Consider the following 12,299-nt stretch of genomic DNA (forward strand, 5'->3'; position numbering starts at 1 on the left):
TTACTCCCTTAGCCGCGCGCAGGGAACAGGCCCTGGGGTTTGTAAAACAGCACGGCTGCCATCAATACATAAATCAGTATCGATGCCAGGGCAGGACCAAGGTTGGCGGCCATCTCCATTGGCATTAGTAGTTTTAGTGCACCAGGCAGCAAGGTTTTACTTAGGGTATCGACCAGACCTACCAGCAATGCGCCTACCAGTGCGCCGCGTATCGAGCCTATGCCGCCAATGACGATGACCACAAATGCCAGTATCAAAATGCTTTCACCCATGCCCACCTGTACTGCAAGTATTGAACCCAGTAGCGCACCAGCGATGGCGCACAGAGCCGCGCCAAAGGCAAACAGCAGCGTGAACACCAGCTTGATATTGATACCCATGGTGACAGCCATTTCACGGTTCGATGCCCCAGCCCGCACTAGCATGCCTATGCGGGTTTTGGTGACCACAAAATACAGCAAGCCAGCTACAGCCAGACCGGTCGCAATAATGAACAGGCGGAAAGAGGAATAATAAAAGTCAGGCAGCAATTCCACTGGTCGTGCCAATTGCGGCGGAATATTCAGCATCAGCGGTTGTGCACCCCAGATCATGCGTGCACCTTCATTGAAGATCAGTATCAATGCAAAAGTCGCCAGTACATGCGATAAATGATCGCGCTGGTATAAATGCCGGAAGATGACTACTTCCAGTATCACGCCCAGCAGAGCAGTCGCTATCACCGCTGCCAGCAAGCCGAGCCAGAAAGAACCTGTCATGGCGGTAAAGCTGGCGGCGAAATAAGCACCTGCCATGTAGAGGGAGCCGTGGGCCAGGTTGATGAAATCCATGATGCCAAAGATCAGCGTCAGGCCTGCTGCCAGCAGGAAAAGCATGAGGCCAAACTGCAGGCCGTTTAAGCCGTGTTCAAGCAAAAGCGTGATATTCATCCCCTGATCCCTAAATGCTGATGGTGGTGCAGATGTGAAATTACTTTAGGCCTAAAATATACTATAAGCGACGCAATTGAAATTATTTTCTTTGAGAAAAACTGGGTTTTGATGCAAAAAAACACTTTACCTAAAAATAGTTTAGGTTTAAAGTAGTTTGGTGTTTTCAGGGTTGCTGTATCTATATTGTGTACCAAAGCCGGAGAAGAAATGAATTCAACTGTGCTACCAGGGTCTGCCCATCTGGATACTTTTGCTTTTGATCACTTGCCGCCGCGCGAGCAATGGCCTGAACTGATTTTTTCTTTGCCTGAGTTGCAATACCCTGAACGCCTGAATTGTGTCGCCGACCTGCTGGACAAGATGTGTGCAACCGGCCATGCCGACAGTATTGCCATTCGTAGCCAGACAGAAAGCTGGTCTTATTCCCATCTGCTGGCTACCGTCAATCGTATTGCTCACGTCTTGCTCGATGATATGCATTTGCAGCCCGGTAACAGGGTCTTGCTGCGCGGTGCCAATAACCCCATGATGGCTGCTTGTGTGTTGGCTGTCATCAAAGCGGGTTGCATCGCCGTGCCTACCATGCCCTTGCTACGTGCCAAGGAATTGGGCGTGATCGCCAACAAGGCTGAAATTGCCGCCGCCCTTTGCTCAGAAAATCTGCGTGAAGAGATGGTGCTGGCAGTGCAAGCCAATCCCATATTGACGCAGGTGATGTACTTCAATCATCAGGGCGATGATGGCCTGGAAGCACTCATGGCTGGTAAATCGCCTGAATTTGCCGCTGTCGATACCCTGGCCGAAGATGTCTGTCTCATCAGTTTTACCTCCGGCACGACAGGTATGCCCAAAGGCACCATGCATTTCCACAGGGATGTGCTGGCGATTTGCGATTGCTTCCCACGTTCTACCTTGCAGTCTGCACAAAGCGATATTTTCATAGGTACACCACCACTGGCGTTTACTTTTGGCCTTGGTGGTTTGCTGCTATTCCCTTTGCGCGTGGGTGCAACAGCGGTCTTGCTGGAAAAACTGACACCAGAATCCTTGCTGAAAGCCATAGACGAATTCAAGGCCACAGTCTGTTTTACTGCCCCGACTTTCTATCGCCAGATGGTCACGCTGGCAAAGAATTTTGATTTATCCAGTCTCAAGAAAACTGTTTCTGCCGGTGAGGCCTTGCCTGCTGCAACCCGTGAAGCCTGGCGTCAGGCGACAGGCCTGGTCATGATAGATGGCATAGGCGCGACCGAGATGCTGCATATCTTTATTTCTGCGGCAGGTGATGAAGTGCGGGCAGGGGCAACTGGCAAGCCCATACCGGGCTACCAGGCATGCATATTTGATGAGCATGGCGACATGGCTGGCCCTGGCGTGGTTGGTCGTCTGGCAGTCAAGGGGCCGACAGGTTGCCGTTACCTTGCAGATGACAGGCAAAAAAATTATGTTCATCAAGGCTGGAACCTGACGGGCGATGCCTATGAAATGGATGCCGACGGTTATTTCTGGTATCGCGCCCGTACTGACGACATGATTATTTCTGCTGGCTATAACATTGCAGGGCCTGAGGTCGAAGAAGCTTTGCTGAAGCACCCCTCAGTGTCTGAATGCGCAGTCATAGGTCTGGCTGATGAAGAGCGCGGCCAGATCGTCAAGGCCTTTGTGGTGTTGAAAGCCGGTGAGCAGGCATCAGCAGAACTGCGCAGGGAAATCCAGGATTTCGTCAAGAATAGCATCGCCCCCTATAAGTATCCGCGCGCCATAGAATTCATGACGAGTTTGCCTAGAACGGAAACCGGAAAACTGCAGCGTTATAAATTGCGTACACCTGCTGCCAGCTAGGTATTAGATTAAGTATCAGATACAAAAGATTCGCCCATGCCCATTAACCCGAAGGAGACGTTCGTGAAAAAGACCTTGCTGTGTTTATTGTTGTCCAGTATTGCTGCGACCAATGCGACCTGTGCTTTTGCCGCAGATAAAGTCAAAGTGGGCATGGTCACCACCTTGTCTGGTGCGGGCGCTGGCCTGGGTGTTGATATACGCGATGGCTTTTCCCTGGCGATGAAGCATCTGGACAATAAATTCGGCAATTTTCCGGTCGAAGTCATCACAGGTGATGACCAGCAAAATCCCGACGCGACTAAGCAACTGGTTGATAAGCTCATCAAAAAAGACAAGGTCGATTTGATGACCGGCATTGTGTTTTCCAATCTGATGCTGGCAGTGGGGCCAACAATTTTTGGTGCCAAAGTCCATTACATCAGTGCCAATGCTGGCCCGTCCCAATATGCGGGTGAGCAATGTAATCCATACTTCTTTAATGTGGCCTGGCAAAACGATAGCCTGCATGAAGCTGTCGGCAAACAGGTCAATGACAAGGGCTTTAAGAATGTCGCGCTGGTTGCACCTAATTATCCGGCTGGCAAAGACGCACTGACTGGCTTCAAGCGCTACTACAAGGGCAAGGTTGCTGAAGAAATTTATACTAAGTTGGGGCAACTTGATTATGCGACTGAACTGGCGCAGATACGAAACCTGAAACCTGATGCTGTGTATATATTCCTGCCAGGTGGCATGGGCATCAATTTCATCAAGCAGTTTGTGGATGCCGGTTTATCCAAGAATGCCCAGCTCTTCGGCCCAGGCTTTTCTGCCGACGAAGACATCATCAAGGCAGTAGGCGCACCCATGCTGGGCATGTTCAATGCATCGCAGTGGGGGCATGATATGGATAATCCGCAAAACAAACGTTTTGTAGCTGACTTCCAGAAAGAATATGGCCGCTTGCCATCATTGTATGCATCACAAGGTTATGACGCTGCCATGCTGATGGATAGCGCCGTGCGGGGTGTCAAGGGCAAGATAGAAGACAAGGATGCTTTGGGCAAGGCCATCAAGGCCGCCAACTTCAAATCTGTGCGTGGTGACTTCAAGTTCAACAGCAATCACTATCCTGTGCAAAATTATTATGCCCGCATTGTCAGCAAGGATGCACAGGGCAGGGTGACCAACAAAACTTTGAGTCCGGTGTTCACTAATCATCCCGATGCCTATGTAGCTTCCTGCAAAATGCAGTAGCGCAGTGTGATTGATCAAGTAAAAAATTAATTTCCAAGGTAATTAAATGAACATCCTATGCATAGGCGGTGGTCCGGCTGGCCTGTACTTCAGCCTGCTGATGAAAAAACAAAACCCGGCACACCAGATCACCATCGTCGAACGCAATCGCGCTTACGATACCTTTGGCTGGGGTGTGGTGTTTTCTGACCAGACCCTGGGTAACCTGGTGAATGCAGATGAACAGACTGCCCGTTCCATCTTGCAGTCCTTTAATCACTGGGATGATATCGACACGCATTTCAAGGGGCAGGTTGTTACCTCCGGTGGTCACGGTTTTTGCGGCATAGGCCGCAAGCGTTTGCTGAATATCCTGCAAGAGCGTTGCGAAGAACTGGATGTCAAGCTGGTGTTTGAAACCGATGTGACAGATGATCAGGCACTGGCGCTGGAATATGATGCTGATCTTGTCATTGCCTGCGATGGTTTGAATAGCCGCGTGCGTACTCGCTACGAGCAAAGCTATCAACCCGATATCGACACACGTAAATGCCGCTTTGTCTGGCTGGGTACCAAAAAGCTGTTCTCGGCTTTTACCTTTGCCTTTGAAGAAACCGAGCATGGCTGGTTCCAGGCACATGCCTATCAATATGATGGCGATACGGCGACCTTTATTGTCGAGGCACCAGAAGAGACATGGCTCAAGGCTGGCATAGATAAAATGAGCCAGGAAGAAGCCATCGCTTTTTGTGAAAACCTGTTCGCCAAATACCTTGATGGAAATGCGCTGATGTCAAATGCGACGCATTTGCGTGGCTCGGCCAATTGGATCAAGTTCCCCCGCATTATCTGCAAGAACTGGGTGCACTGGGTTCAATTGAACAATAAACGCGTGCCAGTGGTCCTGATGGGGGACGCTGCCCATACTGCACATTTCTCCATAGGTTCCGGCACCAAGCTGGCACTGGAAGATGCCATAGAACTGGCACGCAGTTTTGAGAAACATGGTGAGCAAGGTATGGATGCCGTGCTGGAAGCCTATCAGGACTTGCGTTCCATCGAAGTCTTGAAGATACAAAGTGCTGCCCGCAATTCCATGGAATGGTTTGAAAATGTGCTGCGCTATACCGCCATGGAAGCGCCGCAGTTTGCCTATTCCATGCTGACACGCAGCCAGCGTTTGTCGCATGAAAACCTGCGGGTAAGGGATGCTGGCTATGTACGCAGTTTTGAACACTGGATAGCTGAGCAGGCTTATGCCAAAGCTGGCTTGCCTGTGCCCAAAACAAAAACAGCGATCCCACCCATGCTGACGCCCTACAAGCTGCGCAATGTAGTATTGAAAAATCGTATCGTCGTCTCACCGATGGCGCAATACTCTGCGGTTGATGGCGTGGCCGGAGACTATCATCTCGTGCACCTGGGTAGCCGGGCCATGGGCGGTGCAGGCCTGGTATTTGCCGAGATGACCTGTGTCTCTGCCGATGGCCGCATCACGCCAGCTTGCCCCGGGCTGTATGCAGCTGCACATACACAAGCCTGGAAGCGTATCGTTGATTTTGTTCATTCCAATACTGATGCAAAGATTGCCGTGCAGCTCGGCCATGCCGGAGCCAAAGGTTCCTCCTGCGTGGCCTGGGAAGGAACAGATCAGCCATTGAAAGAAGGCAACTGGCCGCTGGTGTCAGCGTCTGAGCAACAATACCTGCCTGGCATTTCGCAAGTTGCGCGTGCTGCCACAGTGGCAGATATGCAGCGCATAAAAGATGATTTTGTCCAGGCGACCAGGGCAGCAGCAGAAGCAGGCTTTGACTGGCTGGAACTGCATTGCGCTCATGGTTACTTGCTATCAAGCTTCATTTCGCCACTGACCAATCAGCGTGAAGATGAGTACGGTGGTTCGCTGGAAAACCGTTGCCGTTATCCGCTGGAAGTATTTGCAGCCATACGTGCGGTCTGGCCTGCAGATAAACCTATCTCTGTGCGTATCTCCGCGCATGACTGGGTAGAGGGCGGCATTACACCAGATGATGCAGTTGCCATTGCCAGACTGTTCAAGGCAGCGGGTGCAGACATGATAGATTGCTCGTCCGGCCAGGTAAGCAAGCAGGAAAAACCTGTCTATGGCCGCATGTTCCAGACGCCATTTGCTGACCGCATACGCAACGAAGCACAAATCCCTACTATCGCCGTTGGTGCGATATTTGAGGCCGATCATGCCAACAGCATCATCGCCGCCGGCCGTGCTGACTTGTGCGCCATCGCCAGGCCACACCTGGCTGACCCTGCCTGGACTTTGCATGAGGCAGCCAAACTGGGCTTTAATGATATGCCCTGGCCCAAGCAATATCTCGCTGGAAAAATGCAACTGGAACGCAATCTCGAACGTGATCGGCAAGTCGCCGCAGCCAGCGCTGGCCTGACACCACAGCAAGTTGCCGCCAAATTGCTGGAAGGATGAGCATGACTGTGCATCAGGAAAAATTGCAAGGCAGGCATGCACTGGTCACCGGTGGTGGCAAGGGTATAGGCCTGTCGATAGCGCAAGCCTTGCTCAGCGAAGGTGCGACAGTAACACTGGCAGGTCGTAGTGAAGCGACCTTGCAGGAGGCTGTGGCTTCGCTGATCCATGCCAAAGTGCAGTATGTCGTCATGGATGTCAGCAATGTGGAATCAGTGCAGGCAGCTTTTCAATTATCGCAAGGCAGGGATGGTCGTATCGACATCCTCATCAATAATGCTGGGCAAGCCAGTTCAGCTTCTTTTCTGAAAACCGATGCCAAACTGTGGCAAAGCATGCTGGATGTGAATCTGAACGGCAGCTTCATTTGCATGCAACAAGCCTTACCTGCCATGCTCGAAGCGGGTTGGGGGCGTATCGTCAATGTGGTCAGCACAGCAGGTTTGAAGGGTTATGCCTATGTCTCTGCCTATTGTGCTTCCAAGCATGGCGTCATCGGTCTGACGCGGGCAGTGGCTTTGGAGGTTGCAGCCAAAGGCGTGACCGTGAATGCGGTGTGCCCTGGTTATACCGAAACCGATATCGTCAAGGAGGCCGTTGCCAATATCGTTGCCAAAACCGGTCGGACAGAAGAGCAAGCGAAAGCTGAATTGGCTGCGGGTAACCCACAAAAACGCCTGGTGCAACCGCAAGAAGTCGCGGATGCGGTGTTGTGGCTATGCATGGACGGTGCATCGGCAATGAATGGACAATCCATTGCTGTCGCTGGTGGCGAAGTGATGTGATGAAATCTGAAGAGCAGACAAAATCAGGTATGAAAGAAGATAGTAACCCTGTGTTCGATATGGAAACCCGTCTGACGCAAGATGACCATCAGTCCTTGCGCCTGTGGTTGCGCATGCTGTCTTGCACTGTAATGATAGAAGGCGAAATTCGTAGCCGCTTGCGTAGCGAGTTCGGGATCACCTTGCCCCGCTTTGACTTGATGGCGCAACTGGAGCGCCACCCGGAAGGCTTGCGCATGGGTGAACTGTCCAAGCGCATGATGGTCACTGGCGGCAATATCACCGGCATTACCGATCAACTGGAACAGGAAAAACTGGTAACCCGTGTCGCCGATCTCAAAGACAGGCGTGCTTACAGCGTCAAACTGACACCTGCTGGCCGCCGCGCCTTCAAACGTATGGCGGCTGTGCATGAAGAATGGATAGCCGATATGTTTTCCGGTTTGCAGACTGAACAAAAAAGTAAATTATTTGAATTATTGTCGCAGGTGAAAACGCATTTGCATGAACCTGGTGTTGATGGCATTGCCGACAATAATACGGACAACCTCAAGCAGGAACAATAAACATGAAATACCTACCTGGACAGCCTCAGAATTTGCCTGGCAATCGTCAACAACTGGCGGGCTATGAAGCCAGTCATTTCAAATACGCCGTAGTCGCTGGTGTTGCCACGATCAGCCTGAACCGGCCTGAGCGCAAAAATCCCTTGACCTTTGATTCTTATGCCGAGTTGCGCGACCTGTTTCGTGCACTCGCGTATGGGGACGATGTCAAGGCCATTGTCATTACTGGCGCAGGCGAGAATTTTTGTTCTGGTGGTGACGTGCATGAAATCATAGGTCCATTGACCAAACTTGATATGCCAGGTCTGCTAAGTTTTACCCGCATGACGGGTGATCTCGTCAAAGCCATGCGTGCCTGCCCACAGCCGATTATCGCGGCAATTGATGGCGTCTGCGCTGGTGCTGGCGCGATTTTGGCACTGGCGTCTGATATACGCCTGGGTACAGCACGCAGCAAGACAGCCTTCCTGTTCACCCGGGTTGGTCTGGCAGGTTGTGATATGGGAGCCTGTTCCATTTTGCCGCGTATCATAGGGCAGGGGCGGGCTTCTGATCTTTTATATACGGGGCGTTCCATGTCGGGCGAAGAGGCAGAACGCTGGGGATTTTTCAATAGGCTGGTAGAGCCTGAGCAAGTTTGGGAAGAGGCGCAAGCTTATGCGCGCAGCTTGGCAGACGGCCCTACCTTCGCTCACGGCATGACCAAGAAAATGCTGCAGCAGGAATGGAATATGGGGGTTGACGAAGCCATAGAGGCGGAAGCCCAGGCACAGGCCATCTGCATGATGACCAATGATTTCCATCGTGCCTACCATGCCTTCGTTGCCAAGCAAAAACCTGGCTTTGAAGGGGATTGAACATGACGCATATCATGTCTGACACTAGTTATCTGGACTGGCCCTTCTTTGATGACAAACATCGGGAATTGCAACGCACGCTGGATGCCTGGTCTGCGGAGAATCTGCCTGATCATCATGCGGCTGATGTCGATCAGGTTTGCCGCGATCTCGTCAAACAACTGGGCGCGGCTGGCTGGCTCAAAAATGCCATAGGTGGCAGTGCGTATGGTGGTAATGCTGAAGTCATCGATACCCGCGCCATTTGTCTCATACGCGAAACCCTGGCCCGTCATTCCGGCCTGGCAGATTTTGCCTTTGCCATGCAAGGGCTGGGTTCTGGCGCGATTAGCCTGCATGGCACAGAAGTGCAAAAGCAAAATTATCTAAGTAAGGTAGCTAAAGGAGAAGCGATTGCAGCTTTTGCCCTGTCCGAGCCTGAGGCTGGTTCTGATGTGGCAGCCATGCAATGTGCGGCAGAATTTGTCGATGATGCAGATGGTGGTCACTATGTCTTGAATGGTGAGAAAACCTGGATTTCCAATGGTGGCATTGCTGATTTCTATGTATTGTTTGCCCGCACTGGCGAAGCGCCGGGTGCACGCGGTATCACAGCCTTTATCATTGATGCCGGTTTACCCGGTTTTGAAATTGCCGAACGTATCGATGTGATAGCCCCGCATCCGCTGGCACGCCTGAAGTTCAGCAATTGCCGTATCCCGGTAGCGCAGCGTCTGGGTGAAGCAGGGCAGGGTTTCAAAGTGGCGATGGCGACGCTGGATATCTTCCGTACCTCCGTCGCTGGCGCTGCACTTGGCTTTGCCCGCCGTGCCATGGACGAAGCCATGCACAGGGTAACGACACGCAAGATGTTTGGCCAGACCCTGGCCGATTTCCAACTGACGCAGGCCAAGCTGGCGCAGATGGCTACTACGATAGATAGCTCAGCCTTGTTGATTTACCGCGCAGCCTGGCAAAGAGACCAGGGCCGGAAAGTCACCAAAGAAGCCGCCATGGCAAAACTGACTGCGACTGAAGGTGCGCAGCAAGTGATAGATGCAGCGGTGCAGATGTTTGGCGGCCTTGGTGTCGTCAGTGAAGTGCCGGTAGAGCGTTTGTATCGTGAAATTCGTTCCCTGCGTATTTATGAAGGGGCGACCGAAGTGCAGCAACTGATCATAGGCCGTGAATTGCTCAAAGAGTTTGCCGCATCATGAGCTTTAATTATGATTTTTACCGCTGAATTAGCTATACGCTTTGCCCATTGTGACCCGGCAGGCATTGTGTTTTATCCGCGCTATTTTGAAATGATGAATGGTGTGGTGGAAGACTGGTGCGCACAAGGCCTGACTTGCAGTTTTCATGAAATGCATATTGCACGTGGCATAGGTTTGCCTACCGTGCATCTGGAAACGGATTTCATCAAGCCGGCAGAATTGGGCGAAAGCTTGCTGGCAGAATTGGTCGTGACGAAACTGGGCAAGAGTTCAGTCGAACTGGAAATTTGCTTTAGCGGACCGCAACAGGATGTGCGTCTCAAAGCGAAGTTGGTGCTGGTTATGATGGATTTGAAATTGCGCAAAGCGATAGCGATACCTGATGAGCTGCGTACTGCCATGCTGAAGTATTGCGAAACATAAGATAGATAAGATAGATATAATGGACTTTTCAGGCTCAAGGCTGTGAAAAGTCATCAATGAAAGGGATAGATGATGGACATTTTGCAACCTCCGGGCTGGGCCAGGCCACGTGGCTATTCAAATGGCATTTCTGCCAGTGGCCGCACTGTGTGCGTCAGTGGCATGGTGGGCTGGGATGCGCAATGCGCCTTTCAGACAGATGATTTTGCTGGGCAAGTTAGGCAGGCCTTGCAGAATATCGTAGAAGTCTTGACAGAGGCAAATGCCAAACCTGAGCATATCGTGCGCATGACCTGGTATGTCATCGATAAAAAAGAATATGTAGGTGCCTATAAAGAAGTTGGTGAAGCTTATCGCGATATCATAGGCCGCCATTACCCAACCATGACTGCCGTGCAAGTGGCAGGCTTGATAGAAGACAGAGCCAGGGTAGAGATAGAAGTCACCGCCATCGTACCGGAGTAAATATGAAGACCAGTATTGCAGATGTTGGCGCTGTTGGCATCGTCGGTGCCGGTGCCATGGGGCGTGGCATCGCCCAGATTGCGGCACAGGCAGGTTTTACTGTGCTCTTGTTTGATGTGCAGGCAGATGCCGCCAGCAAAGCCAGTCAGTTGATTGCTGAACAATGGCAAAAAATGCTGAGCAAGGAAAAACTCAGCGCAGAACAATATCAGCGTGCTGTAGAAAACCTGCAAGTCGTCAATAGCATGCAGGAACTGGCCAAATGCAATCTGGTCGTAGAGGCTATTGTTGAAAAGCTGGACGTCAAGCGTGCTTTGTTCCAGCAATTGGATGCCATCGTCAGCGACACTTGTATACTGGCGACCAATACTTCGTCTTTGTCAGTGACCGCTATTGCGGCGGGCACAAAAATACCTGAGCGTGTCGCAGGCCTGCATTTCTTCAATCCTGTGCCCTTGATGAAGGTGGTTGAGGTCATCGATGGTTTGCTGACCGATGCTGCGGTCGCAGAGCAGCTAATGGCGTTCTCCACACAAACCGGGCATTTGCCAGTGCGTGCCAAGGATACACCAGGCTTTATCGTCAACCACGCAGGCCGTGGTTATGGCACGGAAGCCCTGCGGATATTGCAAGAGAATGTCGCCAGCTTTCGCCAGATCGACCAGATCATGCGTGAGGCGGCGGGCTTCAAGCTGGGCCCGTTTGAATTGCTGGACCTGACCGGGCTGGATGTGTCGCACCCGGTCATGGAAGCGATTTATCATCAGTATTATGAAGAGCCACGCTATCGCCCCAGTGTCATTACTGCGCAGCGGGTATATGCAGGTGTGCTGGGTCGCAAGACCGGGCGCGGTTTTTATACTTATACTGGCAACCAGAACGTACCAGCGGTCCCTGAACAATTGCCAGCCTGGGCAGGACCAGTATGGCTCAGCCAGGAAAACGCGGACGCGGTGCCAGCGCTGCTTGCCTTGTTTGAGCGTTGCGGCGTCATCGTCGAAAATGGAGCTCTGCCATCTGCGGAAGCAATATGCATAGTCAGCCCTTATGGCGAAGATGTCAGTACCTGTGTAGCAAGAATGGGCCTGGATGCCCGTCGCACCCTTGGCATAGACGCACTGACTGCTTGCCAGGGGCATCTGAGCCTGATGATGAATCCCGCTACAGATGCAAATCTGGCAGCACAATGCCAGTCCCTGCTGCAAAAAAGCGGGCAGGGCGTCAGCCTGATACAGGATAGTGCCGGTTTCGTGGTTCAGCGTATTCTGGCGACCATCATCAATATCGCCAGCGACATAGCTCAGCAGGGTATTTGCAGCCCGCAAGACCTGGACAAGGCAGTGGTATTAGGCCTCGCTTATCCGGCAGGCCCACTGGCTTGGGGCGACAAACTCGGCAGTTCGCGTATACTATTGGTTTTGCGGAACTTGTATGTCAGCACTGGCGACCCGCGCTATCGCCCCAGTCCCTGGCTGGTACGCAGGGCGCAGCTGGGTTTGTCCTTGCTGCATTTGCCACAATAGTGGACTGTAACAGGATAAGGCTGCATGAAAG

General features: G+C 52.0%; 11 protein-coding genes. 10 read left to right on the forward strand and 1 reads right to left on the reverse strand.

What is annotated here, in order from left to right:
- Positions 1-8: 8 nt before the first annotated feature.
- Positions 9-929 carry a branched-chain amino acid ABC transporter permease gene (locus tag UNDKW_RS10780; RefSeq protein WP_162058686.1) on the reverse strand — a complete coding sequence of 307 codons (921 nt, stop codon included), beginning with the start codon at positions 927-929 and terminating at the stop codon, positions 9-11.
- A gap of 210 nt (positions 930-1,139) precedes the next feature.
- Here UNDKW_RS10780 and UNDKW_RS10785 point away from each other — a divergent pair, with 210 nt between their 5' ends.
- The 10 genes from UNDKW_RS10785 (at position 1,140) to UNDKW_RS10830 (ending at position 12,268) form a co-directional block, all read left to right on the forward strand.
- On the forward strand, positions 1,140-2,774 hold the full coding sequence (locus UNDKW_RS10785) for a benzoate-CoA ligase family protein (RefSeq protein WP_162058687.1): 1,635 nt from the start codon (positions 1,140-1,142) through the stop codon (positions 2,772-2,774).
- 36 nt (positions 2,775-2,810) lie between these two features.
- The gene (locus UNDKW_RS10790) at positions 2,811-4,013 is read left to right on the forward strand and encodes an ABC transporter substrate-binding protein (RefSeq protein ID WP_162058688.1); all 1,203 of its coding nucleotides are present in this window, start codon (positions 2,811-2,813) and stop codon (positions 4,011-4,013) included.
- 46 nt (positions 4,014-4,059) lie between these two features.
- Positions 4,060-6,453: a bifunctional salicylyl-CoA 5-hydroxylase/oxidoreductase gene (locus UNDKW_RS10795; RefSeq protein ID WP_162058689.1), complete on the forward strand. Its 2,394-nt coding sequence runs from the start codon at positions 4,060-4,062 to the stop codon at positions 6,451-6,453.
- Positions 6,454-6,455: 2 nt separating this feature from the next.
- Positions 6,456-7,238 (forward strand): SDR family NAD(P)-dependent oxidoreductase, encoded by a 783-nt coding sequence (locus UNDKW_RS10800; protein WP_370529108.1) that lies wholly within the window; start codon positions 6,456-6,458, stop codon positions 7,236-7,238.
- A 29-nt stretch (positions 7,239-7,267) separates the two neighbouring features.
- Complete coding sequence (locus UNDKW_RS10805; RefSeq protein ID WP_162058691.1) at positions 7,268-7,804, forward strand: MarR family winged helix-turn-helix transcriptional regulator; 537 nt, start codon at positions 7,268-7,270, stop codon at positions 7,802-7,804.
- 2 nt (positions 7,805-7,806) lie between these two features.
- Positions 7,807-8,661: an enoyl-CoA hydratase family protein gene (locus UNDKW_RS10810; RefSeq protein ID WP_162058692.1), complete on the forward strand. Its 855-nt coding sequence runs from the start codon at positions 7,807-7,809 to the stop codon at positions 8,659-8,661.
- A 14-nt stretch (positions 8,662-8,675) separates the two neighbouring features.
- Positions 8,676-9,857 carry an acyl-CoA dehydrogenase family protein gene (locus UNDKW_RS10815; RefSeq protein WP_162061882.1) on the forward strand — a complete coding sequence of 394 codons (1,182 nt, stop codon included), beginning with the start codon at positions 8,676-8,678 and terminating at the stop codon, positions 9,855-9,857.
- 9 nt (positions 9,858-9,866) lie between these two features.
- Positions 9,867-10,280 carry a thioesterase family protein gene (locus UNDKW_RS10820; protein ID WP_162058693.1) on the forward strand — a complete coding sequence of 138 codons (414 nt, stop codon included), beginning with the start codon at positions 9,867-9,869 and terminating at the stop codon, positions 10,278-10,280.
- 72 nt (positions 10,281-10,352) lie between these two features.
- Entirely contained in the window at positions 10,353-10,745 is a 393-nt protein-coding gene (locus tag UNDKW_RS10825; protein ID WP_162041041.1) for a RidA family protein, read from the forward strand.
- 2 nt (positions 10,746-10,747) lie between these two features.
- Positions 10,748-12,268 (forward strand): 3-hydroxyacyl-CoA dehydrogenase, encoded by a 1,521-nt coding sequence (locus UNDKW_RS10830; RefSeq protein WP_162058694.1) that lies wholly within the window; start codon positions 10,748-10,750, stop codon positions 12,266-12,268.
- The last annotated feature ends 31 nt before the right edge of the window (positions 12,269-12,299 follow it).

The organism is Undibacterium sp. KW1 (assembly GCF_009937955.1).
Classification (GTDB): domain Bacteria; phylum Pseudomonadota; class Gammaproteobacteria; order Burkholderiales; family Burkholderiaceae_D; genus Undibacterium.